Source organism: Microcystis sp. M20BS1, assembly GCF_020245305.1.
In the GTDB taxonomy this organism is placed as follows: domain Bacteria; phylum Cyanobacteriota; class Cyanobacteriia; order Cyanobacteriales; family Microcystaceae; genus Microcystis; species Microcystis ichthyoblabe_A.
On record NZ_JADBUZ010000064.1, the window covers coordinates 1 to 21,881 of the forward strand.

The following is a 21,881-nucleotide window of genomic DNA, read 5'->3' on the forward strand; positions in this document are numbered from 1 at the left end:
AAAATCGTTAAGCCAGAGGAGGTGGAAAGAGCCGTAAACTTGATTAACAATCGTCCTCGAAAATGTCTTGACTATCGTACCCCGAATGAGGTATTCTATAAAGGTAGATCAGACAGTGATGCAATTCAGACTTGAATTGGCTAATCTTAGTTAAGTACCTAAGTAAAATTAATTCCACATCTCGCTAACTCCTGACTTCGGGTGCATCTCATTTTTGTAAATCTAGCAAGTTGGGATTTTTACGCGAAAACTATCTGATAAAATCTGGCATTACTTCCGATTTTATCACTCAATCCAAGCTTTTGGGTGGTAGAACCCCCCAAACCCCCCGCGCATTAGCTTTTCGGTGGGATGCTTACAGGCAGCTGCTGACACATTTGTCATCATTTAAGAGTCATACTAAATCTGTTTATTAAAAACTGATTATTTATTCACCCTTTTGCATTAGTGCCTGCTGCCTTTTACCTGTCCTGATATGTAGCCTATACTCAACGGATTTAGTATTATTACTGTAGTTTGGTATGGGCTTTTTTCTCATAGGTGCGTTCAAATTTTGTGCGGGTGTAATTGGCAGCGATCGCTATTGCTAAAGCCAAAATTGCGAAAATAAGGGCAGTAATTTGATAGATAGACTGATTTGGGGATAAAATTGCCAGTAAAGCTAATAATATCCCCATTAAAATTGCGATTTGTTTAGTTTTTACCATGTTTTCATGGGCAGCGCTACAGGTGCGACAGTGGACAGTGTGACGAGAATAGCGATCGAGGGGTAAAGGATCGAATAAATCGATCGCCGTTGTCCGCTGGCTGGTGTAGCCTTGATAGTAGGGGAAAGAGTCCCCATAGCGATCGAACCATTGACGTAACTCAATCACCAAGGCATCGGAACTTTTTAAGGGCAAGTATAATTTTTGTAAACTATCTCTTGACTTTTCCACCATTTGCTGCTGACTTTGAATTAAAGGTAGATCATCTTCGAGGATGCGACTTTGACGCAGATGTTCCAACCAGCGCCAACGGTATTGACGGGAGTTAACGGCAAAATTTTGGTAACGTCGCACCAGTAAGCGAGAACGACCTTGACCCAGAGAAATCCCGTATAAAGCCAATCCAGCACACCAATGGGGATTAGGCAGAGAAAAACGATAATGAACGAGATTAGGGGCTATAAAATCCAGATATTTCCAGCTTTCTTGCGGATTGCGGCTATTGCGCCACTGACTGCGAATTCCCCGCGCCGAGATTTCGAGGATTTGGAAGGCTAAAGGTTGAGCATTTTCCCGTTTTGCCCCGAATTCGCTGCGATCATGGCTAATATTAACATGGGCGGGATCGAGGAGATTTTCGAGTAAATAGCCCTGTTCGTAGGGAAAATCAATGAGATAATCGGTATGGACACAATTGGGGTCTTCTAGGTCTTTGATGATAGGAATATCGCTTTCTTTCGCTGTTTCCTCTTCTCCTAACCAAACCCAGAGGACTCCCTGACGTTCCACCACCCCATAGGATTTAACCTTGGCATTGCGGGGAATCGGGGTATTAACTGGCAGTTGGGGAATATGGGAACATTTTCCATCCGTCTCGAACTGCCAACCATGGTACAAACATTCTAAACGCCCAGCGATCATCTGTCCTGTGGAGAGTTTAGCCAAGCGATGGGGACAGCGATCAAGCAAACAGCCCCATTTTCCCTGTTGATCGCGAAATATTAGCAATGGTTGCCCATAAAGAGAGAAAGAGTAGGGATTTTTTTGCCAATCCTGCACAAATAACACAGGATACCAACAATTTTGGTAGTGAAAATAGTCATCCCTAGGCAGGGGTTGAGATTGATCGGCGCTTGTCATGGGGGTGAGAGAGAAAAAATATTGATCATGATCATAATATCGGTGCGGGCAATTGATCTCTGTTTTTCTACTATCTTTTAATCAATCCGAAAGGGACTAGGAGAGGGTCGAAATTCCCGATAGGCGTTAATTGTAGCCAGAAAGTCGATTGTAAAGTCTTTTATTGATTTCGTATAGTAGCCAAATAATTAAAAAACAGACAGAGATGAATATCAAAGGTTTTTTAGTCAGTAAATTCTGCAAACTCCAGAATAGTTGCTGCGGTTGAGTGATTAGGTGCCAACTATTCAGTCGGAGAAACCTTCCTAAATAGATACCGATCGCACTTAAAAAATGGAGGGTTATTTCTAGGGGTAAAACTGCTGAATTTAGCTGACTTTGCTGACAATAACTTTTTAAATTAAGTAAGGAGATAACGTATAGCTGAAAGCCAAGGAAAATAAAGATACTATACTGGGGAATTAAAACTAAAAAAAATAAACTTTTGGCGTAATCCTGCTGAACATAAGAGATTAAATGAATGCTATCGGTGAGAATGTAGGGAGCATTGGGTAAAAAAAGCACAAAAACTAAGAGAATTAACCACCAGAGTAGGGAACGATCGAGGGTGATCCGAAATAGCCAAAAGCTGAGGATAAAGGGGATAAAAGCCAGAAAAGAATTCCAGACAATTCTCTCGGTACTGAGGTTAAATAATTGCCAAGCATTATGCCACCAATCCCTAGTTAAAATCATCGTTAAATCTGCCCAAATCATCTCTTAAATATCAGTATCCTCTAGGGTTGATAAATATCCTAACCAATTTTTTAAAGATTCCGGGAAAGGGATTCTTTTTCTAGCGGTGGGATCGATGCACACATGGCGAGTTTTCGCTTTTCCGACCATGATTTCAGCCAAATAAATTTTATAATGCAATTCAAACTCGTTTTCGCTTAGGGATCGGACAGTGAAATTAATCTGTATTTGATCGCCACAAAAAAGAGGACGAAAAAACTGGATTTCCGCTTGAGTAATCGGTAGGGCAACCGGAGAATCTTTCAAAAAATCCTTGATATTGATGCCAAATTGTGCTAAAGAAAACTCGTAGGCTTCATGACAGATCGAGAGAAGATGGGCAAAGTAAACCACACCGGCTGCATCGGTATCGGCCAGATAAATTAGGCGTTCATAGGGCATAAAAAGCTTATTGTCTTTCCAGAAAGGTTAAACTATCTTGTAGTTGTCTTAACTCGTCCCGATGGGCTTTGACAGTTAATTCCGTTTGCTGAGATTTGCTTTCTACTTTAAAAGCCACTTCTTCTAAACGGCCGACTTTTTGCCAATAGAAAACACCGGCGAGGGGAGATAAACCCACAAGAGCAAAAATATAGGGATTAGTATCAGGAAATAACACCGATAACACCAGTGAGAAGCAAAATAAACCCAAGGCCGCTAAAATTGTCAAAAATATCGCTAGAAACGGGCTAGGCGGCACAAAACCCTGTAATCTGACAATATTCTGTTCGGGTTCGATCGCCTTGACTTGATAGGAACGTCGGTCAAAATAGTCTCGCAGTTGTTCTAATAGTTGGTCGTCACTGGTACTGGTAAGATAGACACGCTGTTCGATACGCTCTTTGACGGAACCGCGAATAAAAAAGAATAATCCCACCATGAGCAGGAGAGTCAGAAAAAAAGTTGAGGAAAGAACGGGGGTATCCATGGCGGCGGTTGGGAGCGAAAAAACTTACAATTAATCCTAATTATCCTAACCTATCTTCTCCCCCGATTTAGAAGATAGACCCTAGGAGCAAAACCTCGATCGAGAATCAGAAAAATTTAACCCCAAGGCAGATTCATGGGCAACAATCTATTAACAGGATTAATCGAACCCTTACAGTATAGTTTCATGCAGAGATCCCTAATTGAAGCTATCATCGTCGGGATCATCTGTGCGGTGGTGGGAACCTACCTGATGGTACAACGTTTGGCCCTCTTGGGCGATGCCATCAGTCACTCAGTCCTACCCGGATTAGCGATCGCTTTTATTGGTAATTTTAATCTTCTTTTGGGTGCTTTACTAGCCTCAATGGTCAGTACCCTACTGATTAACTTAATCCGTAATCGTTCCCCCATCAAAGAAGATGCGGCCATGGGTATTGTTTTCTCGGCTTTTTTTGCCCTTGGCATCACCCTGATCACTCTCATCCAAAAAAACAACAAAATCGACCTTAATCACTTTCTCTTCGGCAATATTCTCGGTGTTACTGCTGCCGACATCCGCGATACCCTAATTATTGCCGTTATCGTTTTATTAACCGTTTTGCTCCTGTATAAAGAACTATTATTCTACACTTTCGACAAAATCGGGGCGCAAGCGGCGGGTTTACCAGTAAATTTATTAGATTTAGGCTTAATGCTCCTGATCGGCCTGACAATCGTTGCTAGTCTCCAAGCAGTGGGAGTAATCCTCGTTTTGTCCCTTTTGATTACCCCGGCAGCCACTGCTTATCTTTTAGTTACCCGTCTTCATCAAGTCATGGGTTTAGGTGTGGGTGTGGGTATTATTTCTAGTATCAGTGGGATGTATTTAAGTTATTACTGGAATTTACCCTCTGGACCGGCGATCGTGCTTGTCGCTTTTACCCTATTTATGTTGGCCTTTTTATTCAGTCCCCGTCAAGGAATTTTCACTCATCCCGCTAGTCTAGGTGGTCAACTTTCTATCTGGGTAGAGATGAAAAATTTGTTGAGACGGCGTTAGTTTGCAGGAGAAGGTGGGAGTGACCAAAAAAAGCCGACGGCCGAGATAACTGCGATAATTTGCCAGATTTTTCGAGGCTCTTACCCTGATATTGTGTTAATTTTATCGTTTCATATTGTACTTAAGCGACATACCAGACCACAGCATTAGGTTAATTCTTCCCCACAAGAATCTGATATTGGAAAATAGCCATTTGACCTCTTGTATTGGGTAGCTCTTGGATTCATTAGCCTGTACAGCTAGTCTCCGCTAATTTCTACCAATGTCTCACCAGCAGCTAAAAGTTCTAAAGCCCTGGGTAAAGTCTCACTCAAGATTTCACGCAACCGGGCATTAGAGGTATTGCCACAAGTCAGCCAAATAATTTGTGGGGGCGAACCAAGTCGCTCAACTAAATCTACAAAATCGCTGTCTTTGGTCATTAGGATAGCTCTTTGAGCTTTTGCAACCTGAAAGATTTCAGTATCTTCAGCATCTCTCAGTCCAAGATCACGCAAAGCCAAAGCTTCAATCTCAAGTGTAGTGCTAATCCAGGTTGCAATTGCAGGAGACAAATGTGCGTCAACCCAAATTGTCATGCCAGTAAAACCGGGTGATTAAGCTTCCGCGAGGCATATAAAAGCGCTGCTTTCAAATCGTCTGCCTCAAGATCAGGCATTTCATCTAGAATTTCTCTCGCGCTTAAACCTGCCGCAAATAGATCTAACACATCTGACACCCGGATTCTCATTCCTCGAATACAGGCACGACCACCGCACTGCCGAGGATTAACTGTAATTCTCGAAAGCAATTCCGCCATTACAAGGTAGCTCTTACGATCTTTACCTTTATTGTGAACTAGAGTGCTAAAAGTTTCAACAAAATAGGGTAGGCATAGCCCACCCTGTCAATTATGAAAAATTTTGACATCCTCACCGCCGGGGCCGAACGATGATTCCTCACCACCTTTTTGGATATGATCAATTTATTCTCGCACCTCTAGAAGTTTAAACCATGTCACTCGCTGAGTTAATTCCTCTGGTCAACAATCTGAGCCAGTCAGACAAATTATCACTCTTCAAACTCCTAGCCACACAAATCCCAGACGCTGAACTACAATTCATCTTCTCCGCATCAGAGTACCCAATTTGGTCGCCCTAGGACGCAACGGCAGCTGCAAACATTCTGATGCAGATGATTCAGGATGACCAAGGGGCATCTGCTCATGCCTAGTAAAGTTGAGTTTCCCTTTTCTGAGGATGAAGCATTACCGACCAGAACCTTGATCCCAAGCGGCGATCGCTCTGATAACATGAGCTACTTTATCATTCTGCCTCAAAATTGTTTTTTTATTGGTCGGCAATAATTGTCTTCTTTTTTTGATTTTGTACGGTAAGTGCAGAAAGGCGATGTTGATGAGGAAAAATCGAACTTCCCAGAGGAACTTTTCGAGAGGTTATTTGGCTCATTTTGGCTAATTTTTGCCCAGTGGTGACAAATTTAACTAGAGACAGAGAGAAGAAAAGAGCCTGTTGTGTTTCGGAAATGACTATCGTTCAGGAGAAGTCATTCTTTGATTATTCTAACGATTTCTGCATCTAGTCGGAGCCGTTTTTTTCAGGACAATCGCCACTCTCCACCCAGCCCAATATTGGGAGTAATAAGCTAAATCCCGTCATATAATTGGAAAGGAGAATGGCAACATTAGAGGCTGAGGCGAGGGGAAACAGATGAAGGGCGATCCGGCTGTATTGAAGAAAGTGTCTGTCAGTCTTCCTTTTGGTATTGGTTCAGCCGAATGGGAGGCAGATCCGACTGAGATAAGGGCTGCATGGTCACTTTATGTGGAATTGGTGACGCGCATTGCTGTAGAGCCACTGGAGGGTGAAGAAGGGCTGCTGCGTGAGGCTTTGAACTCGCTGTATAGTTTATTTGGGACAACCCGCGAGATTCTCAAGGAAGCTGGTCCCGATGTGGGGGCTTCTCGCAATTCAGTGGGCGGTATTGCGATCGCTGTCCTGAATCGGGGGTTGCGCCGTTTTCTAGCCAAGTGGCATCCTCGCTTACAGGTTTGGGAAGCGAAGCGCCCTGCTGATGTCAGTCCCAAGGAATACGAGCAGCAATGGACAGAAGAACCTGAATTGCGAAGGGAGTTAGAGGCTCTCAGGCAGGATTTAAGTCGGTATGCACTGGCTCTAGCAGAGATTGCTGGGGTTGAAAATTAGATTAGGAGTTTCTGGGAATGTCTATTTTTATTAGCTACAGTCGTCAAGACCAAGCCTATGTAAATAAGCTGCTAGAGGCTCTTACAAAGCACGAATTGCCCTGGTGGTTAGATAACAAAATTGACTACGGGGATCAATGGCCAAGAGTGATTGAAGAAAACCTCAGAAAAAGTCAGGTTTTTATGCTGGTGATGTCTCCTCGCTCTAAAAACTCTCATTGGGTAAACTGCGAACTGGCTCTTGCTTTAGAGTTAAAAAAGCCCATTTTCCCCCTTTTGTTAGAGGGTAGCCGTTGGCTAGAAGTTGGAATAATTCAGACAGTTGATATACAGGGGGGAAAACTGCCGCCTGCTAGTTTTTTTGATAGAGTTCGATCTGAATTAAATAATAAAGTTCGATCCAAATTAAATCATAAAACCGTACAACTGACCGCCGAAGAGTGGTTTAACAGTGCCTATAACAAAGGTGAATCAGGAGACAAGCAAGGTGCGATCGCAGACTACAATCAAGCCATTAATATCAAACCCGACTATGCTCTTGCCTACAACAATCGCGGGATTGCCAAGAAAAACTTAGGAGACAAGCAAGGTGCGATCGCAGACTACAATCAAGCCATTAAAATCAAACCCGACTATGCTGATGCCTACTTGAATCGCGGGAATGCCAAGTATAACTTAGGAGACAAGCAAGGTGCGATCGCAGACTACAATCAAGCCATTAATATCAAACCCGACTATGCTCTTGCCTACAACAATCGCGGGATTGCCAAGAAAAACTTAGGAGACAAGCAAGGTGCGATCGCTGACTACAATCAAGCCATTAATATCAAACCTGACTATGCTGATGCCTACAACTATCGTGGGATTGCCAAGAAAAACTTAGGAGACTACCAAGGTGCGATCGCAGACTACAATCAAGCCATTAAAATCAAACCTGACTATGCTGATGCCTACAACTATCGTGGGATTGCCAAGAAAAACTTAGGAGACTACCAAGGTGCGATCGCAGACTACAATCAAGCCATTAATATCAAACCTGACTATGCTGATGCCTACAACAATCGCGGGTTAGCCAAATATGAGTTAGGAGATTACCAAGGTGAGATCGCTGACTACAATCAAGCCATTAATATCAAACCCGACTATGCTGATGCCTACTACAATCGCGGGTTAGCCAAGGATGACTTAGAAGACAAGCAAGGTGCGATCGCTGACTACAATCAAGCGGCACAACTTTACTCGCAGCAAGACAATATGGAAATGTATCTCAAGGCTCTCGATAACATCAAAAATCTTGAAAAGTAATTTTGAGGAAGGTTGTTCTCATAAAAAATGGTTGTTACTAAAATTAAAAAATCAAAATAAAGGACTGATGAATTAATCTATAATGCAAGAGAAAGGAGCTATTAGCGGCAGGTTATTTGAACCATCTAAAGCGGGAGGTAAAATTCTTAAATTATCCTATCAAGAAATAAAAAACTAGGCTATCCCACTGGACAGCCACCCGATCCCGATCTGGCTTACAAGTTGTGGAATAATGCTCACACAGCAACCCTTGAAGATTATGGTTTAAAAGAAGGATTTGGCGTTTTATTTCACCCAAGTATAGAGGATTAATCATGAAAGATACCGTACAGTTAACCCAACTTGAATTGGTGCTTCTCCAATTAGTTGAAAAAGGAAAAGGAAAATGGAGTTGGTACGAATTAGCTAACGCACTTTCCCGCCGAGATGTTACTAGCCGTAGCGTGTGGATCTGAGAAGGGAACAGGGGGTCTTTGGTCGATTCTCGTTTTTTCTTCTCTCGCGCAAAGACTTGTAACCTGTAAGATATAACAACTTCAGGCAATTTGTCAAGCTTAGTTTTGGAGATTTCTAGAACGAAAACATAGGCTTTTTCCCAATTTGTTCAGTTCTTAATCTATTAATCAAAAAATTCGGTGAAAGAAAGGAGTATAAATTGGATGCTTACCTACAAAGCAATGTATAAATTTCTGGAACAGGGAGTCCATGGAGAAGTCTTGGATTTCCCTGGCGTGATTTCCTGGGGAAATGATCTAGCAGCAGTACGCCGTTCCTTAGCCAGTGCGCTGGTGGACATGGCAGAAGTTAATATATCTAGGGGGGAATCCTTACCCTTGCCTAATGAGTTGTTAACAGACCCAGAAGCGGATTTAGAAGAACCAATTTATCTAATATTTTCTGCATCAACCCATGTCCAAATTGTACCGACTTTGATAGCCTCGTGAAGCGTCGAGATTTGTTGCGTTATCTCAGTCAACAGGGTTGTCAATTGGTACGAGAAGGAAGTGAACATTCCATCTGGGAAAATCCACTCAATGGTCGGCGCACAGCCATCCCTCGACATAGAGAAATTGTAGAGTTTACTGCTGTGAGAATTTTTCGTCAGTTGGAGATACCAGAACCTTGATAACAAGGTGCGATCGCTGACTACAATCAAGCCACTAATATCAAACCCGACTATGCTGCTGCCTACATCAATCGTGGGATTGCCAAGTCTGACTTAGGAGACAACCAAGGTGCGATCGCTGACTACAATCAAGCCATTTTAGTTGAAAAAGGAAAAGGAAAATGGAGTTGGTACGAATTAGCTAACGCACTTTCCCGCCGAGATGTTCCTACCCGTAGCGTGTGGATCTGAGAAGGGAACAGGGGGTCTTTGGTCGATTCTCGTTTTTTCTTCTCTCGCGCAGAGACTCGTAACCTGTAAGATATAACAACTTCAGGCAATTTGTCAAGCTTAGTTTTGGAGATTTCTAGAACAAAAACATAGGCTTTTTCCTACTTCAATACCTGGCATTGGTTGCTGTCATCAAGCTATCGGTTTCCAGTAGTAAGCTACTTTGCAGATAAGTCAACTTTTAATTCTCGCTCTTCTACTATTATTTACACCTCATCAATAAACGGGTTTTTAATATTTAAACCGGAAATCTCCTTAAAATCATCAACATTTCTAGTGACCAAACATCCATTTTGGCTCAATGTTGTTGCGGCAATAATGGCATCGGGAATCTTGATTTTATACTGTCGTTTCAGTTGAATAGTCAGATCTTCAATTTCTCTCAATATGGGAATTAATTCAAACTGTGAGAGTAAATCTTCAATTATCTGCTCTTCTTCCTTAGACAAAGTAGGAAAACTGAGTAACTCAATTCTGACAATTGGTGAGATAAAAATCTGATGCAAACTCAAAAAAGCTGGGGAGAAAAAAGAAGTAACTATATCATCATCGGCTAAATAATAAATAAAAATATTGGTATCATAGACGTATTTCATCCATCCCACTCCCGACGAAGAGACTCTACATGAGATAGCATTGCCGCTTTTTTATCCTTAAGAATACCTTTGGCTTTAACCACCTTTTGATAATCTTTTTGCCAAAGCTGAAGCAGTGAATCTGGCACGTCTGCTGTAATGAAATTTTCATCTTCAGCAATCAGATAATTCCTTGGTATTTTAATCAGTGGCAAAGCTTTTCTCCTAATACCAAACAGTATTTAATGTCTCTCTCTGTCATAGACTATCATTATATATCATCCTTTCCTCATGAATCCCTGACCTCCCAGAAAAATCCAATCATCGCGGCGGTAATCCAAAAATAGTAATAAGTAAAGACTGTAACCAATTAATCGATGCTTGAGTTTGCTCGACCGTCATCCGATTTCTTCTTTCTGCGACTAGGAGATTATTGACAATCTCTAAAGACCAAATTTCGGGAACAAATGCTTCGGCGTTTGGCATTATGTCTAATACTGCGTTAGCATAATCGTTATCTTCATCGACCCAACACCAGCTAATTGCTACCGAACAATCTAAAACAAACTCAATCAAAACCGTCTCCCTTCTTCTCGCATGGCAAGAATTTCACTTTTAGGTAAAGCTACAGTTTTTTGAAGACGGCGCATTCCTGAAATAGCTTGGGTAATAGATTGCTCTACTACTGGGTTGCCCCAAGCATTATAGCGAGGTTTTCTTTCCTCTTTTCTACTTGCTAAATCTTCACTGACTTCTTGAACCGCTTCAAAGGTTACTGTAACATTTACTTCAGTTTCTTTAAAATCGGACGGTATATCTAAATGTAAGATTCCATCTCTACCAATCTGAGAACGTAGTTTAATTGTTGGCATATTAAAACCTCGTATATTCTTATCCTTTTGCCCCTTTATAAGCAGTAAAACGTAGTGGACTGTTTCAGCTAATTTGGTGTATTAGAAAAATGCTAGAAATTCTATAATCTAAGACTTTAAGCCGAAATCTATTGCCCTATTTTAGCTGAAACAGTCCAGTAGGGCGCGTTAGAATACAAAAATTGCTGCTTTGACTCGAAGGTGACAATCCGTCGTAAAACACCACCTCTCATCAACATTTACTCATACCGGCGGTTACGTTTGCGGATAATCCAGAGGATAAACCAGATAACCAGGACAAGTAGAGCTATTTTTGACACAGGAGCCAGATATTCTTCCACAAGGGGGTAATTTTTCCCTAAAAAGTAACCTGCTGCCGTTAAAAAAACGACCCAGAGGGTCGTGCCGATGGTGGAGTAAACTAAAAAGGGAATCATCGCCATGTGATTCATCCCGGCGGGTAGGGAAATCAAAGTTCGTACTCCAGGGACCAAACGACAGAGTAAAACCGCTTTACTACCGTGACGGTTAAACCATTGATTGGCTTTTTGAATATCTTTAGCAGAAACGGTAATCCATTTGCCGTATTTATCGGCTAGTTTTTCGATTTTTTCCTCATCCACAACCCGACCGAGATAATACCAAGGTAGCGCTCCGACTACGGTTCCGACAATCCCCGCTACCACTGCCGGAATAAATTGCATTTGTCCCTCATGGACGGTAAAACCCGCTAGAGGCATAATTAATTCCGAGGGAATGGGAGGAAAAAGATTCTCTAAAAACATTAATAGGGCTATGCCTAAATAGCCCATAGAAGTCATTGTATTTGTAATCCATTCAGTCATATTTTTTTAGGATTTAGAAAACAGTTTTAAAGTAAAAAAAAGGGAGTGGGGGAGTGGCAAGAATAAATAAAAGCAATCTCCTGACGACCGACTCCTGACTCCTGATAACTGATAACTGATAACTGATATTAGGTTCCGGAAGTCCAGGAGTTGATATATTCTAATTGGGCTTCGGTGAGGGTATCGATTTCAATCCCCATGGCTTGCAGTTTCAAGCGGGCGATTTCTTGGTCTAATTCGTAGGGAATTGAGTAGATGCCGGGGGCCAATTTACCTTGATTTTTAACCAAGTATTCTACACCGATCGCCTGGTTAGCGAAACTCATATCCATAACGGCGCTAGGATGACCTTCGGCGGCTGCCAGGTTAACTAGGCGACCTTCACCGATAACAACGACGGATTTACCGCTTTTTAGCCTATATTGTTGGGTAAAGTTGCGAACTTCTTTAACATTATCGGCTTTTGCGCCTAAAGCTTGCAGGTCGATTTCAATATCAAAGTGACCGGAGTTGGAAACAATCGCCCCATCTTTCATCAGGTCAAAATGTTCAGCCCGGATAACGTGCTTGTTACCAGTAACAGTGATGAAGATATCGCCTTCTTTAGCGGCTTCATCCATGGGCATAACCCGGAAACCGTCCATCGCCGCTTCAATGGCGCGCACGGCGTTAATTTCGGTGACAATTACATTAGAGCCTAAACCTTTGGCCCGCATAGCGACACCTTTACCACACCAACCATAACCAGCCACAACCACGGTTTTACCAGCAAGAAGGATATTGGTGGCGCGAATGATACCATCAAGGGTAGATTGACCTGTACCGTAGCGATTATCAAAAAAATGCTTGGTTTCTGCGTCGTTAACGTTCATTGCGGGGAAGGATAATACCCCGGCTTTGAGCATGGCTTGCAAACGGACGATACCGGTGGTAGTTTCTTCGGTAGTACCGATAATGTCGGGTAATTGGTGACTTCTTTCTTTAACCAGGGTGGCCACTACATCACAACCATCATCGATGATAATCTGGGGTTTATGATCGAGGGCGATTTGAACGTGACGGTGATAGGTGTCGTTATCTTCCCCTTTGATTGCATAAACGGGGATACCGTAATCAGCGACTAAACAAGCGGCCACATCATCTTGGGTGGAAAGGGGATTACTGGCAATTAGTAACGCATCAGCGCCACCGGCTTTTAGCGCGATGGCCAAATTAGCGGTTTCGGTGGTAACGTGACAGCAAGCGACTAAACGCAGTCCAGCAAAGGGTTTTTCGATGGCGTAACGTTCGGCTAATTGACGCAAAACGGGCATTTCCCGACCGGCCCATTCGATGCGCTGTTTGCCGATGGGGGCTAAACTAATATCTTTGATGTCGTATTTCTGTTGAACTGGTGTTGCTACCATAAGGGGTTTTCCTTAAATACAAGCCTAGGCTATTGGTTAATTTAACTTAACATTGTCTGGGGATTTTCGCCAATGTCAAGCTTTTCACCGGTTTTTTATATAGGAAAAAGTTATCAATACCTCGCTGACCTATCCAGAAATCGGTACATTGTCTCTATTTTAGGTAATTATATAGTACAATAAAACTACTTTATGATCTAAATCAAGCTAGAAATCTCTATCTGGTGATGATAAGATAAAGTGATGGGCGAGAAACTGACAGGCGTTAATCCCAAGATAATCCAATGGGCAAGAGAAAGGGCGAGATATTCTCTTGAGTCTGTGGCGGTCAAGTTTAAAAAAGATGTTTCTGTTATCGAGAAATGGGAGTCAGGAGAGGACTTTCCTACCTATAGTCAATTGGAAAAGTTAGCAGAAATATATAAACGTCCTCTCGCTTTATTCTTTTTCCCAGAACCTCCCCTAGAAGCGGAGGAAAAACAAGAATTTAGAACTTTGCCAGACTTTGAAATCGAAAACCTGGCCGCCGATACTATCTATGCTTTACGACAAGCAAAAGCGATGCAATTGTCGCTACAGGAAATTAATAATGGTATTAATCCTAGTACCAAGAAAATCTTTCAGGATATTTCGGTTAGTTCTAGTGATGATTTAAGGAAATTAGCCGAACAGATAAGAAAGTATTTAAACGTTACTCTAGAAGAACAAATGACCTGGAATGATCAGGAAACTGCCTTAAAAAAATGGCGGAGTGCCGTGGAAGAAGCTGGTATTTTTATTTTTAAGCGTTCTTTTAAGCAGCGAGAAATTTCGGGATTTTGCTTGATAGATATTGAATTTCCAATCATCTATCTTAATAATAGCACGGAAAAATCTAGACAAATATTTACCATTTTTCATGAATTAGCACATATTCTTTTGCAGACTAATGGAATTACTAAGTCTGACGATAGATATATTAATAGTTTGCAGGGAGCAAATAAAAGTATCGAGATATTTTGTAATAAATTTGCTGCGGAGTTTTTGCTTCCTAATCATGTTTTTTCTGAGATAATCAGAGAAACAGTAGTTAACGTTAACGATAACGATAAAATTATCTCGAAAATTTCCAGTGATTATAAGGTTAGTCGAGAAGTAGTTTTACGAAAACTATTAGATAATAACTTTATTTCTCAGAAAGAATATAGTCTTAAAGTAAGCGAGTGGTACAGTGAGCAGGTGGGAAAAAGTCAGGACAAAAATAAAAAATCTGGAGGTAATCCCTATGCTAATCAGGCGACATATTTGGGAGAAAATTACCTAAAACTGGTATTCAATAAATACTATCAAGGCCAATACGATATCGAGCGTGTTGCTGATTATCTAAACATTAAAAAAGTTGCTACGGTGGAAAAACTTGAACAATATTTATTAGACAAAGGACTGTTTTGATGGTTTACATTTTTGACACAAGTAGTTTTAAGGTCTTAGGAAACTATTTTCCCAAAAGTTTTCCTACCGTTTGGCAAAAAATCGATTTGCTTGTGTCAGAAGGTAAACTACAATCAGTACGCGAAGTGCTTAAAGAAGTAGAATATGGCAATAATAAACAATTTGTTTTAGATTGGATAGACTCCAATAAACAAATATTTTTACCACCCACTGCTCAGGAAACTTTATTTATTCCTGAAATTTTTTCTATAAGAAACTTTAAGGATTTAGTGAGTCAAAAAGCAAGATTACAAGGAAAGCCAGTGGCAGACCCATTTATTATTGCCGCTGCTAAGATAAAAGACGGTTGCGTAATTACCGAAGAAGCCTTGAAGCCTAATGCTCCCAAAATCCCCACAGTCTGTCAACACTTTTCTATCGATTGTACCAATGTTCAGGGTTTAATGGAGCGGGAAGGTTGGCAATTTTAAAACTAAAATTAATGGATAAATTGCCAATAAATTTATATGTTGAAAAGGCTTTTTCTGGAAAACTAATAACCATGTTCAGCCAGAAATTCTAGGCTAATCTCGCTAGGAGGGTGATAAGAGCGCATTCCTAGCAATTTTTCCACATATTTGCCTAAAATATCCCCTTCTAGATTCACCCAATCGCCTAATTTTAAATGGGAAAGATTGGTTTCGGTGTAGGTGTGGGGGATGACTGCCACTTTAAACCAGCTGCCGGAGGCATCACAATCGGCCACGGTTAAACTAATGCCATTAACAGCTATACTGCCCTTACCGACGATATAACGAGCTATGTAGTTATTCCACTGCTCTTCTAGGGAACTAGGGGCAGCAAAGGTCATTTCCCACGAATTAGCCACGATTATCGATTCGACTAAACAGCCAATTCCGTCCACATGACCGGTGACAAAATGACCGCCGATTTTACTACCCACCCGCAAAGAGGTTTCTAGATTAACGTTGGTTTCTGTTTTAATCCTTCGTCCCAAAGTAGTGCGCTGTAGGGTTTCCGGGGAAGCGGTGGCCAGAAAACCCTCTGGGAGAATTTCCTCGACTGTCAAACAAACCCCATCCACAGCCACACTATCACCAATCATTAAATCTTGGAGAATTGTATCAGAGGATACAGACAAATATAGTCTATCAGTATCCACGACCCGAATTTTTCCCAAGGCTTGAATTAATCCTGTAAACATCGGCTTTTTTCTCGACTATAAATCCTTATGAGTGAAAGATTGGGCATTTTCCCCAGAATAATCGGCGACAATATGACCATCTCCCACTAATTGATATTTGTAGGTCACTAATCCCTCTAATCCCACCGGACCACGGGGAGGCATTTTTTGGGTACTGATACCCACTTCGGCCCCGAAACCGTAACGGAAACCATCGGCAAATCGCGTGGAACAATTATGAAAAACTCCGGCGGCATCGACTCGATCGCTAAAGGTTTTGGCCGTGTTAAAATTTTCGCTGACAATGGCTTCCGTGTGTCGAGAACCGTAATAATTAATATGTTCGATTGCCGATTCTAGACTATCAACAATTTTAATTGACAGGATTAAATCACTATATTCGGTTTGCCAGTCTTCTTCTGTGGCCGATGGTACGTTAATAATCTGACGAGTTGTTTCATCTCCCAATAATTTAACCTTTTTTTCCTCTAATGCCTGGGCCAATGCGGGTAAAAATTGTCTAGCGATGTCTTGATGAACTAATAAAGTTTCAATGGTATTACAAGCGGCAGGATATTGGGTTTTGCCATCAACGGTAATCCTAATTGCTTTGCTTAAATCGGCTTCTTTGTCGATGTAGAGATGACAGATACCATCGGCATGGCCGAGGACAGGAATGCGGGTATTATTTTGGATATAACGCACAAATTCGTTAGAACCTCTAGGAATAATTAAATCGATGTATTGATCAAGTTTTAAGAGTTCCTGAATTTCTTCTCTTGTTGTTAACAATTGCACCGCCGCCGAATTAACTTTAGTTTGACTCAATGCCTGATGAATAATTGTTACTAAAGCTTGACAAGAACGGAGCGCCTCTTTCCCCCCTTTTAAAATAACGCCATTGCCGGATTTTATCGCTAAACTGGTAATTTGAATTAAAGCATCGGGACGAGCTTCAAAAATAACCCCTAAAACCCCTAAAGGACAGGTTATTCTCCGCAGAATTAAACCTTGATCTAATTCCCGGTTAATTTGCATCGTAGCCAAAGGATCCGCTAATTTAGCCACATCTCGCACCCCTGCAATAGCGGCTTTTAATTTGCTGGAACTTAACTCTAATCGCGCACATAAAGCGGGGGATAATTCCATCGCTTTGGCAGTTTGAACATCGACCATATTAGCGTCTAGTATCTTATCAGCATTAGCAGTTAAAGCCTCAGCAATAGCCTCTAAAGCTTCATTCCTTTCTTCGTTAGTCAGAATAGCCAGTTGACGACTCGCTTGACGGGTTTCTCTGGCGATTTCGGGGAGGGATAGAGAAGTTGTAACCATAGAAAATTAAACGTAATAACCGCTATCTTGTTTATTTTATCTTATTTTTGATCAAGTTTCAGGGTCATTAGACCTCTTGTAAAAATCAAAAATTGTTGTTAGGGTTAGGATTCAGTAGCCAGGAGAATTAAGGATGAATAATAGTCAATTAAATGGTCTATTTACAGATTTGGCTCTCTTGAGTTTGGTGGGTAAAATGTACTCTAAGATACAGTCCTGCCAGCGAGCGACTAGAACGAACCACAAAGACACAAAGGACACAAAGATCGATCCTATATAAGTTAAACTTATCACACAAAGAATAAGAAAACCCTGATTTTAGGCAATTTAATCTTTATTTTCGACGTTTATTGAAGGTTATCAACTCTTGTCATGATCATCATAAATCTAGTTAAATAGAAAAAATAGCCGAAATTAGTGATTTTTCTATCCTAGACCTGTAGAGACATTATAGTTAACATCCCTACAGGATATAGACTATCTAGACCAGATTGGCAATCAGACAGTTAGATACTTCTTGACGCGCCCAATCATCGGCGGCTAAAATGTCATCTAGGCTAGGGGTAGAACTGTTATGAATCGCAAAGCGATCGCAAACTTTTTCAATCACCCGGGGAATATCTAAGAAGCTAATCTTTTCTTCTAAAAATAATGCTACCGCTTGTTCATTAGCTGCATTTAATACTGCTGGCATTGCCCCACCTGCGCGGCCGGCCGCATAAGCTAATCCCATACAGGGATATTTTTGATGATCGGGTTCTTTGAAGGTTAAACTGCCGGCTTTAACTAAATTTAAAGGTTCCCAATCGGTATAAATTCTTTCAGGCCAAGACAAGGCATATAACAGGGGTAAACGCATATCGGGCCAGCCTAATTGGGCTAAAACCGAGGTATCCTGTAACTCAATTAAAGAGTGAATAATACTTTGGGGATGAATAACAATATCGATCGCATTATAATCGACACCAAATAAATAATGAGCTTCGATAACTTCTAGACCTTTATTCATTAAAGTAGCCGAATCGATGGTAATTTTTCTGCCCATCGACCAGTTAGGATGTTTCAGGGCATCAGCTACGGTTACTTGCGGCAATTTTTCCACGGGTAAATCCCGAAAAGCACCCCCAGAAGCGGTGAGAATAATCTTTTTTAATCCCCCAGTGGGAACTCCCTGTAAACATTGAAAAATAGCTGAATGTTCCGAATCAGCAGGTAATAATTTAACTCGGTGTTTTTCCACTAAAGGCAGCACCACCGGACCGCCAGCAATCAGGGTTTCTTTATTAGCGAGGGCGATATCTTTACCGGCAGTAATAGCGGCAATCGTGGGCAGCAATCCCGCACAACCAACAATTCCCGTGACGACGCTTTCGGAATCGCCATAACGGGCCACTTCGATTACTCCTTCCTTTCCTGCTAGGATAATCGGGGTATAGTCAAGGTCGGAAATTAGGCTTTTCAGGTCTTCTAGTTGACTTTCGTTATTAATCGCCACGATTTGCGGGCGAAATTGCCGAATTTGCTCCGATAGTAGTTGAATATTATTACCCGTGGCTAATCCCACCACTTGAAACTTATCGGGATGATCGGTGACAATATCGAGAGTTTGAGTACCGATCGAGCCAGTAGAGCCTAAAATCGAGATTTTTTTCATTAGAAACTTAATATAATTTGGGGATTAGCTTTAAATATACGTTCTCCGGGGTCTTTCCGGCACATCAGCGTAAATATTAAACATTTGTTAAAAAAGTTGATAGTTTAACCTTTTTATGCTAGGGCTTAGAAAAAGTTAGCGATAGAGATGGTGACAGAGAAGAAATCGAATAGAAAGGGCAATGGATTAGGCTGTCTAGCGGGGGGTCTGGTTTTTTGCCTCTTATTTCCCCTGTGTTTTTTCTTTTTTGGTTGGTTATCCTTCGCTCTTGGCCCGATGGGTTGCGCTCTCCCCAGTCAATGTTCGGCAGCAGCAGCATTCATGAAAGGGATTCTGTCCTTAATTCTTTTTTTTGGGGAAGGATTGGCATTACCTATATTCCTCAGTTGTGCCGTGGGAAAAGCCGTCAGATTTGGGTTAAGTCGCAGAAAAAATAACCGAACTTAAACATAAGTTCGGCTAGATTTAATTTAACAACTGGATAAAACTAACTTTCTGTCGTGACTGCTGTGGTGGGAGGCAACTTAATATTAGTAGCTAATCCCAGAATTTGCAGCAGACGAATGGTCATCCAAGTCAGATCAACTTCCCACCATTGTAGGCCATGACGGGCAGAATACTGATAGGCATGGTGATTATTGTGCCAACCTTCACCAAAAGTTAAGAGAGCAACCCACCAACAATTTTTAGAATTATCGTGGGATTCATGGCTAACATAACCGAATTTGTGGGTGGCGCTGTTGACAAACCAAGTGGAGTGGAAAACTAAGACCAAGCGAACAAAAATTCCCCAAATTACAAACGGCCAACCACCCATAGCATAGAGAATTAAGCCTAGAACAATTTGGATAGGAACAAAATAATTTTGACAGAATTTATAGAAAGGATCGTCGGCGATATCTTGGGTAAAACGGGCAATTTCTTCGTCGGCAGGAATTTCGTGCAACATCCAACCCATGTGACTCCACCAGAAACCTTTATTAGAATCGTGGGGATCGGGAGCAGTATCAGAATATTTATGATGAAGACGATGTAAACCTATCCATGCGATCGCACCCCCCTGACAAGCGAGAGTCCCGCACAAAACCAGAAAGTATTCTAACCATTTGGGAGTCTTAAAACTCCGATGGGAAACCAAACGATGGAAACCGAGGGTAATTCCTAAACCCCCAGTAATCCAATAAAGAATCAATGTCACTCCTACAGCACCCCAGCTAAAATTGCCAGGCAAGAAGGCTAAAAGAGCCACTAAGTGGATAAAAGCCATGTAGATGAGAGTCACCCAGTCAATGGGCAGTTTTTCGGAAGTCGCAACAGTCATTGAATAACCCAAAGGGAAACAACAGGAGACAGAGCATCATTGTCTTATCTGTCTCGATTTGACACAGGGGGAACTTTGACGCTTAATAAATAGTAACAAATATCACAGTCTATTGTTTGATGGATATCCCCTCTCTATTCCACAGGGCAGAAGAGGCCCTACTCCCCATCTTTTCGGAAATTGACGCACAGGTCAAGGAAAATCTCGCTAAAATCCTATTGGGAAAGTATGGCGAAGCGATTGATTTCCCTAAGTGAGGGTTTTTATCGGCAATGCTATCGGACGGGAAAGCCGCAGTCAATACAGCCTAATCTCTTCTAGAAACAGTAAATAAGGTGATTTATACATAAAAAAAGACAAATAAGTCCCAAATATCTGTTTTATCCGCTCATAACTCTATATTTAGCCAGATTACATCGAAATCAATGACTGTTTATTTACCTAAACAAATACTTCAGACTAATCATCCTCATCCCGTGGCGATCAGCGAAATTGTCTCGATAGCGCTCGAAGCCCTCTGGAGCAATAAACTGCGGACTTTGTTAACCATGTTAGGGGTGATTATTGGCATTGCCTCCGTGATTGCTCTCACCTCCGTAGGCCAAGGAGTACAAAAAGCCACCGAACAAAAAATTCAATCTCTAGGTACTAATGTTTTACAAATTTTACCAGGAGAAGCCAGAACTGGCGGTATTAGTCTCGGCCGCGGTTCCAGTAGTACCTTAATCTGGGAAGATGCCAAAGTTATTCAAAATCAAGTTCCCGGTGTACAGGTGGTCTCCGCCTATCTGCAGCGTCCGGCACCGATGGTGGCGGGCGAGGTCAATCATGCCACTAATGTGGTGGGCATCGATCTTAACTACTTGACATCCTCGCCGCCGTAAAACGGACGGCGATCCCCAAACCTCACGATTTAGGTTTCTGCTTCTTTCCCTTGCGGGGTTCCGCACCTGCCTTAACAGATTTACTCTGTTCTGGTCTTATGGTCGCTCGACAGACTGACACCGCAAGCCCTGCGGCCAAAATATTTTTACTTGCGTTAATATCTCGGTCATGGTGAGTCCCACAGATTGGACAATCCCACTCTCGAATATTTAACGGCATTTTCTCAGCAATATACCCGCAATTACTACATCTTTTAGAACTAGGAAACCATCTATCTATTTCGATGTAATTTCTCCCATACCAACGGCATTTATAGGCTAATTGTCGAGTGATTTCTCCCCAACTAACGTCAGATATTGCCTGAGATAATTTAGGGTTTTTGACCATATTCTTGACGGCTAAATTCTCAACCACAATCGTTTGGTTTTCACGAACTAATTGAGTGGTTAGCTTATGTAAATGGTCTTTTCTGTTATCAGTAATTTGAGCGTGAATCTTGGCTACTTTTATTCTTGCTTTTTCTCGATTTTTTGAGCCTTTCTGTTTTCGAGAAAGATTTTTTTGCGCTTTTCGCAGTCTCCGATAATGCTTTTTAAAGTGCTTAGGATTAGATACTTTATCGCCATTGCTGGTAATCACGAGGCTACTAATTCCTAAGTCAATTCCAATGGCTTTATCTGTTACTGGTAATGGCTTAATCGTTGGGTCATCAAATCTAATTGAAATATGCCAACGTCCAGAAGGATGTAATCTGACTGTTACTGTACTTGGGTCACAGCTTTCTGGTATTTGTCTTGACCATCGAATAGGTAAAGGTTCTGTGCATTTGGCTAAATAGATTTGTTTGTCTTTAAATTTAAAAGCAGATTTGGTAAATTCGGCA

28 protein-coding genes and 2 pseudogenes are annotated in these 21,881 nt (G+C 41.6%); 13 read left to right on the plus strand and 17 right to left on the minus strand.

What is annotated here, in order from left to right; genetic code table 11:
- Positions 1-135, plus strand: a pseudogene (locus IM507_RS06660) (IS30 family transposase); the annotation flags it as partial.
- A 371-nt stretch (positions 136-506) separates the two neighbouring features.
- Here IM507_RS06660 and IM507_RS06665 read toward each other — a convergent pair.
- The 4 genes from IM507_RS06665 to IM507_RS06680 all read right to left on the minus strand — a co-directional run bounded on the left by IM507_RS06665 (position 507) and on the right by IM507_RS06680 (position 3,549).
- Positions 507-1,847 (minus strand): aromatic ring-hydroxylating dioxygenase subunit alpha, encoded by a 1,341-nt coding sequence (locus tag IM507_RS06665; protein ID WP_002734522.1) that lies wholly within the window; start codon positions 1,845-1,847, stop codon positions 507-509.
- A 126-nt stretch (positions 1,848-1,973) separates the two neighbouring features.
- Positions 1,974-2,603 (minus strand): DUF1361 domain-containing protein, encoded by a 630-nt coding sequence (locus IM507_RS06670; protein ID WP_287636792.1) that lies wholly within the window; start codon positions 2,601-2,603, stop codon positions 1,974-1,976.
- 3 nt (positions 2,604-2,606) lie between these two features.
- A complete protein-coding gene (locus IM507_RS06675; RefSeq protein WP_123230185.1) occupies positions 2,607-3,023 on the minus strand; it encodes an acyl-CoA thioesterase in 417 nt (138 codons plus the stop codon).
- Between the two features lie 7 nt (positions 3,024-3,030).
- Positions 3,031-3,549, minus strand: coding sequence for a cofactor assembly of complex C subunit B (locus IM507_RS06680; RefSeq protein ID WP_002734244.1), 519 nt, complete (start codon positions 3,547-3,549; stop codon positions 3,031-3,033).
- 135 nt (positions 3,550-3,684) lie between these two features.
- Between IM507_RS06680 and IM507_RS06685 the strand changes: the two genes are divergently transcribed.
- A complete protein-coding gene (locus IM507_RS06685) occupies positions 3,685-4,590 on the plus strand; it encodes a metal ABC transporter permease (RefSeq protein ID WP_002732770.1) in 906 nt (301 codons plus the stop codon).
- 239 nt (positions 4,591-4,829) lie between these two features.
- Here the strand turns inward: IM507_RS06685 and IM507_RS06690 are convergent, their stop codons facing one another.
- Positions 4,830-5,168 carry a DUF5615 family PIN-like protein gene (locus IM507_RS06690; protein WP_190538170.1) on the minus strand — a complete coding sequence of 113 codons (339 nt, stop codon included), beginning with the start codon at positions 5,166-5,168 and terminating at the stop codon, positions 4,830-4,832.
- A complete protein-coding gene (locus tag IM507_RS06695) occupies positions 5,165-5,389 on the minus strand; it encodes a DUF433 domain-containing protein (protein ID WP_002740734.1) in 225 nt (74 codons plus the stop codon). Before IM507_RS06695 ends, IM507_RS06690 begins: the two co-directional genes overlap by 4 nt.
- A 910-nt stretch (positions 5,390-6,299) precedes the next feature.
- On the opposite strand from IM507_RS06695, the gene IM507_RS06700 reads away from it, so the two are divergent.
- The 6 genes from IM507_RS06700 (at position 6,300) to IM507_RS06725 (ending at position 9,455) form a co-directional block, all read left to right on the plus strand.
- A complete protein-coding gene (locus IM507_RS06700; protein ID WP_190538169.1) occupies positions 6,300-6,794 on the plus strand; it encodes a hypothetical protein in 495 nt (164 codons plus the stop codon).
- Positions 6,795-6,811: 17 nt separating this feature from the next.
- Complete coding sequence (locus IM507_RS06705) at positions 6,812-8,098, plus strand: toll/interleukin-1 receptor domain-containing protein (RefSeq protein ID WP_287636793.1); 1,287 nt, start codon at positions 6,812-6,814, stop codon at positions 8,096-8,098.
- A gap of 314 nt (positions 8,099-8,412) precedes the next feature.
- Positions 8,413-8,553: a hypothetical protein gene (locus IM507_RS06710; RefSeq protein ID WP_002735012.1), complete on the plus strand. Its 141-nt coding sequence runs from the start codon at positions 8,413-8,415 to the stop codon at positions 8,551-8,553.
- Positions 8,554-8,757: 204 nt separating this feature from the next.
- Complete coding sequence (locus tag IM507_RS06715) at positions 8,758-9,042, plus strand: type II toxin-antitoxin system HicB family antitoxin (protein ID WP_002734253.1); 285 nt, start codon at positions 8,758-8,760, stop codon at positions 9,040-9,042.
- Complete coding sequence (locus IM507_RS06720; RefSeq protein ID WP_002734683.1) at positions 9,039-9,224, plus strand: type II toxin-antitoxin system HicA family toxin; 186 nt, start codon at positions 9,039-9,041, stop codon at positions 9,222-9,224. The genes IM507_RS06715 and IM507_RS06720 overlap by 4 nt, the downstream gene beginning before the upstream one ends.
- Before the next feature lie 12 nt (positions 9,225-9,236).
- Positions 9,237-9,455 (plus strand): hypothetical protein, encoded by a 219-nt coding sequence (locus IM507_RS06725; protein WP_123230211.1) that lies wholly within the window; start codon positions 9,237-9,239, stop codon positions 9,453-9,455.
- Positions 9,456-9,700: 245 nt separating this feature from the next.
- On the opposite strand, the gene IM507_RS06730 is transcribed toward IM507_RS06725, so the two are convergent.
- The 6 genes from IM507_RS06730 to ahcY form a co-directional block, all read right to left on the minus strand.
- Positions 9,701-10,090, minus strand: coding sequence for a type II toxin-antitoxin system VapC family toxin (locus IM507_RS06730; RefSeq protein WP_069474528.1), 390 nt, complete (start codon positions 10,088-10,090; stop codon positions 9,701-9,703).
- Positions 10,087-10,284, minus strand: coding sequence for a hypothetical protein (locus tag IM507_RS06735; protein ID WP_002789758.1), 198 nt, complete (start codon positions 10,282-10,284; stop codon positions 10,087-10,089). The genes IM507_RS06730 and IM507_RS06735 overlap by 4 nt, the downstream gene beginning before the upstream one ends.
- 106 nt (positions 10,285-10,390) lie before the next feature.
- Complete coding sequence (locus tag IM507_RS06740; RefSeq protein ID WP_081330849.1) at positions 10,391-10,645, minus strand: type II toxin-antitoxin system VapC family toxin; 255 nt, start codon at positions 10,643-10,645, stop codon at positions 10,391-10,393.
- Positions 10,642-10,941 (minus strand): hypothetical protein, encoded by a 300-nt coding sequence (locus IM507_RS06745; RefSeq protein WP_069474529.1) that lies wholly within the window; start codon positions 10,939-10,941, stop codon positions 10,642-10,644. Before IM507_RS06745 ends, IM507_RS06740 begins: the two co-directional genes overlap by 4 nt.
- A gap of 239 nt (positions 10,942-11,180) precedes the next feature.
- A complete protein-coding gene (locus IM507_RS06750) occupies positions 11,181-11,786 on the minus strand; it encodes a DedA family protein (RefSeq protein WP_002769621.1) in 606 nt (201 codons plus the stop codon).
- A gap of 128 nt (positions 11,787-11,914) precedes the next feature.
- Positions 11,915-13,192, minus strand: a complete 1,278-nt coding sequence (ahcY, locus tag IM507_RS06755; RefSeq protein ID WP_002732258.1) for an adenosylhomocysteinase — start codon at positions 13,190-13,192, stop codon at positions 11,915-11,917.
- Between the two features lie 243 nt (positions 13,193-13,435).
- Here ahcY and IM507_RS06760 point away from each other — a divergent pair, with 243 nt between their 5' ends.
- On the plus strand, positions 13,436-14,623 hold the full coding sequence (locus IM507_RS06760; RefSeq protein WP_287636794.1) for an ImmA/IrrE family metallo-endopeptidase: 1,188 nt from the start codon (positions 13,436-13,438) through the stop codon (positions 14,621-14,623).
- Complete coding sequence (locus IM507_RS06765) at positions 14,623-15,093, plus strand: PIN domain-containing protein (RefSeq protein WP_287636795.1); 471 nt, start codon at positions 14,623-14,625, stop codon at positions 15,091-15,093. The genes IM507_RS06760 and IM507_RS06765 overlap by 1 nt, the downstream gene beginning before the upstream one ends.
- Positions 15,094-15,155: 62 nt before the next feature.
- Here IM507_RS06765 and IM507_RS06770 read toward each other — a convergent pair whose 3' ends face one another.
- The 3 genes from IM507_RS06770 to dxr form a co-directional block, all read right to left on the minus strand.
- Positions 15,156-15,827 carry a riboflavin synthase gene (locus tag IM507_RS06770; protein WP_002732948.1) on the minus strand — a complete coding sequence of 224 codons (672 nt, stop codon included), beginning with the start codon at positions 15,825-15,827 and terminating at the stop codon, positions 15,156-15,158.
- Positions 15,828-15,842: 15 nt separating this feature from the next.
- Positions 15,843-17,138 carry a glutamate-5-semialdehyde dehydrogenase gene (proA, locus tag IM507_RS06775; protein ID WP_069474530.1) on the minus strand — a complete coding sequence of 432 codons (1,296 nt, stop codon included), beginning with the start codon at positions 17,136-17,138 and terminating at the stop codon, positions 15,843-15,845.
- Positions 17,139-17,619: 481 nt separating this feature from the next.
- Positions 17,620-18,792 (minus strand): 1-deoxy-D-xylulose-5-phosphate reductoisomerase, encoded by a 1,173-nt coding sequence (dxr, locus tag IM507_RS06780; RefSeq protein WP_123230189.1) that lies wholly within the window; start codon positions 18,790-18,792, stop codon positions 17,620-17,622.
- A gap of 147 nt (positions 18,793-18,939) precedes the next feature.
- Here dxr and IM507_RS06785 point away from each other — a divergent pair, with 147 nt between their 5' ends.
- Complete coding sequence (locus tag IM507_RS06785; protein WP_123230190.1) at positions 18,940-19,239, plus strand: hypothetical protein; 300 nt, start codon at positions 18,940-18,942, stop codon at positions 19,237-19,239.
- 40 nt (positions 19,240-19,279) lie between these two features.
- Here the strand turns inward: IM507_RS06785 and IM507_RS06790 are convergent, their stop codons facing one another.
- The gene (locus IM507_RS06790) at positions 19,280-20,113 is read right to left on the minus strand and encodes an acyl-CoA desaturase (protein WP_002733282.1); all 834 of its coding nucleotides are present in this window, start codon (positions 20,111-20,113) and stop codon (positions 19,280-19,282) included.
- 119 nt (positions 20,114-20,232) lie between these two features.
- Between IM507_RS06790 and IM507_RS23460 the strand changes: the two are divergent.
- Both IM507_RS23460 and IM507_RS06795 read left to right on the plus strand, forming a co-directional pair.
- Positions 20,233-20,331 (plus strand): annotated as a pseudogene (locus IM507_RS23460) (aluminum resistance protein); the annotation flags it as partial.
- Positions 20,332-20,538: 207 nt separating this feature from the next.
- Complete coding sequence (locus IM507_RS06795) at positions 20,539-20,997, plus strand: ABC transporter permease (RefSeq protein ID WP_069474532.1); 459 nt, start codon at positions 20,539-20,541, stop codon at positions 20,995-20,997.
- Between the two features lie 22 nt (positions 20,998-21,019).
- On the opposite strand, the gene IM507_RS06800 is transcribed toward IM507_RS06795, so the two are convergent.
- On the minus strand, positions 21,020-21,881 hold an 862-nt coding region (locus IM507_RS06800; RefSeq protein WP_287636796.1), incomplete at its 5' end, for an RNA-guided endonuclease InsQ/TnpB family protein.

Bases quoted from the DNA above. Each gene is read 5' to 3' on its own strand.
- IM507_RS06665 (WP_002734522.1), bottom strand. From the start codon at position 1,847: ATGACAAGCGCCGATCAATCTCAACCCCTGCCTAGGGATGACTATTTT.
- IM507_RS06670 (WP_287636792.1), bottom strand. From the start codon at position 2,603: ATGATTTGGGCAGATTTAACGATGATTTTAACTAGGGATTGGTGGCAT.
- IM507_RS06675 (WP_123230185.1), bottom strand. From the start codon at position 3,023: ATGCCCTATGAACGCCTAATTTATCTGGCCGATACCGATGCAGCCGGT.
- IM507_RS06680 (WP_002734244.1), bottom strand. From the start codon at position 3,549: ATGGATACCCCCGTTCTTTCCTCAACTTTTTTTCTGACTCTCCTGCTC.
- IM507_RS06685 (WP_002732770.1), top strand. From the start codon at position 3,685: ATGGGCAACAATCTATTAACAGGATTAATCGAACCCTTACAGTATAGT.
- IM507_RS06690 (WP_190538170.1), bottom strand. From the start codon at position 5,168: ATGACAATTTGGGTTGACGCACATTTGTCTCCTGCAATTGCAACCTGG.
- IM507_RS06695 (WP_002740734.1), bottom strand. From the start codon at position 5,389: ATGGCGGAATTGCTTTCGAGAATTACAGTTAATCCTCGGCAGTGCGGT.
- IM507_RS06700 (WP_190538169.1), top strand. From the start codon at position 6,300: ATGAAGGGCGATCCGGCTGTATTGAAGAAAGTGTCTGTCAGTCTTCCT.
- IM507_RS06705 (WP_287636793.1), top strand. From the start codon at position 6,812: ATGTCTATTTTTATTAGCTACAGTCGTCAAGACCAAGCCTATGTAAAT.
- IM507_RS06710 (WP_002735012.1), top strand. From the start codon at position 8,413: ATGAAAGATACCGTACAGTTAACCCAACTTGAATTGGTGCTTCTCCAA.
- IM507_RS06715 (WP_002734253.1), top strand. From the start codon at position 8,758: ATGCTTACCTACAAAGCAATGTATAAATTTCTGGAACAGGGAGTCCAT.
- IM507_RS06730 (WP_069474528.1), bottom strand. From the start codon at position 10,090: ATGAAATACGTCTATGATACCAATATTTTTATTTATTATTTAGCCGAT.
- IM507_RS06745 (WP_069474529.1), bottom strand. From the start codon at position 10,941: ATGCCAACAATTAAACTACGTTCTCAGATTGGTAGAGATGGAATCTTA.
- IM507_RS06750 (WP_002769621.1), bottom strand. From the start codon at position 11,786: ATGACTGAATGGATTACAAATACAATGACTTCTATGGGCTATTTAGGC.
- ahcY (WP_002732258.1), bottom strand. From the start codon at position 13,192: ATGGTAGCAACACCAGTTCAACAGAAATACGACATCAAAGATATTAGT.
- IM507_RS06760 (WP_287636794.1), top strand. From the start codon at position 13,436: ATGGGCGAGAAACTGACAGGCGTTAATCCCAAGATAATCCAATGGGCA.
- IM507_RS06765 (WP_287636795.1), top strand. From the start codon at position 14,623: ATGGTTTACATTTTTGACACAAGTAGTTTTAAGGTCTTAGGAAACTAT.
- IM507_RS06770 (WP_002732948.1), bottom strand. From the start codon at position 15,827: ATGTTTACAGGATTAATTCAAGCCTTGGGAAAAATTCGGGTCGTGGAT.
- proA (WP_069474530.1), bottom strand. From the start codon at position 17,138: ATGGTTACAACTTCTCTATCCCTCCCCGAAATCGCCAGAGAAACCCGT.
- dxr (WP_123230189.1), bottom strand. From the start codon at position 18,792: ATGAAAAAAATCTCGATTTTAGGCTCTACTGGCTCGATCGGTACTCAA.
- IM507_RS06785 (WP_123230190.1), top strand. From the start codon at position 18,940: ATGGTGACAGAGAAGAAATCGAATAGAAAGGGCAATGGATTAGGCTGT.
- IM507_RS06790 (WP_002733282.1), bottom strand. From the start codon at position 20,113: ATGACTGTTGCGACTTCCGAAAAACTGCCCATTGACTGGGTGACTCTC.
- IM507_RS06795 (WP_069474532.1), top strand. From the start codon at position 20,539: ATGACTGTTTATTTACCTAAACAAATACTTCAGACTAATCATCCTCAT.